This is a genomic window from Pontibacter sp. HJ8, assembly GCF_054824225.1.
The window spans coordinates 1-3,907 of record NZ_JSYF01000560.1 but is presented as its reverse complement, the minus strand read 5'-3'; the positions used below and the strand labels follow the sequence as shown (position 1 = coordinate 3,907).

Here is a 3,907-nt window from a genome sequence, read left to right as displayed (position 1 = left end):
CAGCTTCTTATCAAGAAAGACCGAGGGAAGGGCCCGATGACGTCTTAGCAACCTTGTACCAGCTTGGTGCTAACTCCCTTCTCAGCTATATTATAGTTGAGAGAAGATAAGAAAGTATATCCTGCCCGGGTGTCCTTCTTGATAAGTGAGTAGTTAGAAACTTAGAAGAAGAGAACACCAGCCATGACAAACCATCCCATCCACAGTATATTAAAGGAAAGAGTGCTTGTGCTTGACGGCGCGATGGGCACTATGATCCAACGTTACCAGCTTACGGATGCTGACTTCCGGGGCGAACGGTTCAAAGATCATCCCTCCGACCTGAAAGGCAACAACGACCTGCTTTCCATTACCCGTCCCGACGTGATCCGCCAGATCCACCTGGACTACCTGGAGGCAGGTGCTGATATCGTGGAAACCAACACCTTCAGCGGTACAAGCATTGCCATGGCGGATTATCACCTGGAGCATATCGTGTATGAGCTGAACCACGAGTCAGCCAGGATAGCACGGCAGGCGGCAGATGACGTACAGGCCAAAACGCCCGGCCATACCCGCTTCGTAGCCGGTGCCATCGGGCCCACGAACCGCACGGCTTCGCTATCTCCGGATGTCAACAACCCGGGCTACCGCGCCATCACCTTCGATCAGCTGGTAGAGGCTTACTATGAGCAGGTACGCGGCCTCGTGGATGGGGGCTCCGATCTGCTGCTGGTAGAAACCGTATTTGATACGCTCAACTGCAAGGCCGCACTTTTTGCGATACAGCAGTATGTGCAGGATGGCGGCAAAGAGCTGCCGGTGATGGTATCCGGCACTATCACCGATGCCAGCGGCCGTACCTTGTCCGGTCAGACAGTGGAGGCTTTCTGGAACTCTATATCGCATGTGCCGCTGCTCAGCGTAGGCTTCAACTGTGCCCTGGGCGCGCGCCAGCTGAAGACGCACATCCAGGAGCTGTCCCGTATCTCGAACTGTTACATCAGCGCTTACCCCAATGCCGGTTTGCCAAACGCCTTCGGTGGCTATGACGAGACTGCCCAGCAAATGGGCGCTATCGTGGAGGAATACCTGAAAGAGGGGCTCGTAAACATACTTGGGGGTTGTTGTGGCACTACGCCCGTACATACCAGAGTAATCGCAGACTTAGTGCAAAAGTATAAACCGCACGTTCCTACCCCGGTTCCCCCGCTCCCGCGCTACAGCGGCCTGGAGCCCCTCACCATCACTCCTGAAAGCCTTTTTGTGAATGTCGGCGAACGCACCAACGTGACCGGCTCCAAGATGTTCTCCCGGCTTATAGTTAACGGAAAGTTTGAAGAAGCTTTGGCCGTTGCCCGGCAGCAGGTAGAAGGCGGCGCTCAGATCATCGATGTGAACATGGACGAAGGTATGCTGGACTCCGAGCAGGCTATGACTAACTTCCTTCACCTGATCGCTTCCGAACCGGATATCTCCAAACTGCCCATCATGATCGACTCCTCGAAGTGGAGCGTGATCGAGGCGGGCTTGAAATGTGTGCAGGGTAAATCCATTGTGAACTCCATCTCCCTGAAAGAAGGCGAAGAAGCTTTCCGGAAACTTGCCCGCAAAGTGCGCCAGTATGGCGCCGCTGTGGTGGTGATGGCGTTTGATGAGACAGGCCAGGCCGATACGCTGGAGCGCCGAAAGGAAATCTGTGAGCGCTCTTACCGCATACTGGTAGACGAGGTAGGCTTCCCACCACAGGACATTATTTTCGACCCGAACATACTGGCCATCGCCACAGGTATAGAAGAGCATAACAACTACGCCGTTGACTACATCGAAGCGGTAAAATGGATCAAAGCCAACCTGCCGCACGTGCTGATCAGTGGTGGCGTGAGCAACCTGTCTTTCTCTTTCCGCGGCAATGATGCCGTGCGCGAAGCCATGCATACCATCTTCCTCTACCACGCCGTGCAGGCAGGTATGGACATGGGAATCGTGAATGCCGGTATGCTCGGTATCTACGAAGAAATTCCCGCCGATCTGCGTGACCTGATCGAGGATGTGATCTTCAACCGCCATCCGGATGCCACAGAAAAGCTGGTGACGTATGCTGACACCATAAAAGGCAAAGGCAAGGTAGCCGCAGGAGCCGATAATGCCTGGCGCGAGGCCCCTGTGGAAGAGCGCCTGAAGCATGCGCTGGTCAAAGGGATCGTCGAATTTATTGAAGAGGACACCGAAGAAGCACGCCAGCAGGCCACCAAAACACTGGATGTGATCGAAGGACCCCTGATGGCCGGTATGTCGGTGGTAGGCGACCTGTTCGGTGCCGGCAAAATGTTTTTGCCGCAGGTGGTGAAGAGCGCACGTGTGATGAAAAAGTCAGTAGCCTACCTGCTGCCTTTCATGGAGAAGGAGAAGCTCGCATCCGACACCTCCAAGTCAACGGCGGGCACGATACTCATGGCGACCGTGAAGGGCGACGTGCACGACATCGGCAAAAACATTGTGGGGGTGGTGCTGGCCTGTAACAACTACGAGGTGATCGACCTGGGCGTGATGGTGCAGCTGGATAAGATCCTGTCGGAGGCAGAAGCGCACCAGGTAGACATCATCGGTCTGAGCGGCCTGATCACGCCTTCGCTGGATGAGATGGTCTACGTGGCACAGGAGATGGAGCGGCGTGGCATGAAGATCCCGTTGCTGATCGGTGGCGCCACCACCTCCCGGATACATACCGCTGTGAAGGTGGCGCCGCAGTATAGCGGGCCGGTTGTGCACGTGCACGATGCATCCCGCAGTGTGACGGTGGTGAGCAGCCTGCTGGGCAGCGAGCGGGACGCTTATATCGCGGAGATCAAAGCAGAGTATGAAAAGCTTCGGGAAGACCACCACGGCCGGTTAAAAGACCGCGCGTTCGCCAGTATAGAAGAAGCCCGGGCCAATAAGTATAAAATAGATTGGGCTGCTACCCAGCCTGCCAAGCCAAGCTTTATCGGCAACCAGGTATATACCAATTACCCCTTGTCGGAGATCGTGCCGTACATCGACTGGACACCGTTCTTCCATACCTGGGAGCTCAAGCGCCAGTATCCGAAGATATTTGATGATCCGGAGTTAGGCTCAGAAGCCCGCAAACTCTTTGCTGACGCGCAGGAAATGCTGCAGGAGATCGTAGATAACCAGCTGCTGGAAGCCCGTGCGGTGGTGGGATTCTATCCGGCCAATGTAGAGGCCGATGACACGATTGCGGTATACGCGGATGATTCACGTGAAAACGTGCTGACCGAATTCCACACACTGCGACAGCAGGGCAAGAAAGGCGCGAACGTACCCAACCTGGCTTTCTCCGATTTCGTGGCGCCGAAAGAAACCAGCGTTCCCGACTACATTGGCGGCTTTGTGGTATCGGCCGGCTTTGGCATCGAGAAGCTGCTGGAAAAATACGAAGCCGAGCACGACGACTACCGGTCCATTATGGTCAAAGCCCTGGCAGACCGCCTGGCGGAAGCCTTTGCCGAACTCATGCATGCCAAAGTGCGCAAAGAGCTGTGGGGCTACGAACCGGAAGAAAACCTGAGCAACGAAGAGCTGATCAAAGAGAAGTATACAGGCGTTCGACCAGCCCCCGGCTATCCCGGCTGCCCGGACCACACCGAGAAGATCACGCTCTTTAACCTGCTCGATGCCGAAAGAACATCCGGTGTTATACTTACCGAAAACCTGGCCATGTACCCGGCATCTTCAGTGAGCGGTTTATACTTCTCACATCCAGAATCCAGGTACTTCGGCTTGGGTAAGATCGGCGAAGACCAGGTAGCAGACATCGCGCGGCGCAAAGGTATGCCGAAGTGGGAGCTGGAGCGCTGGTTGTCTCCGAACCTGAACTACGATCCAAAGCCGGTCGTGCAGCAGCAGGCCGTGTAAAAGAGATGTT

At 55.3% G+C, this 3,907-nt stretch carries 1 protein-coding gene and 1 riboswitch; the gene reads left to right on the top strand.

The genetic code is table 11. The features are described from left to right. The first annotated feature begins 4 nt into the window (after positions 1-4). A riboswitch (SAM riboswitch) is annotated at positions 5-113 on the top strand. Between the two features lie 70 nt (positions 114-183). Further along, on the top strand, positions 184-3,897 hold the full coding sequence (gene metH / locus OB13_RS19365; RefSeq protein WP_461491833.1) for a methionine synthase: 3,714 nt from the start codon (positions 184-186) through the stop codon (positions 3,895-3,897). Positions 3,898-3,907: the final 10 nt, after the last annotated feature.

Bases quoted from the DNA above. Each gene is read 5' to 3' on its own strand.
- metH (WP_461491833.1), top strand. From the start codon at position 184: ATGACAAACCATCCCATCCACAGTATATTAAAGGAAAGAGTGCTTGTG.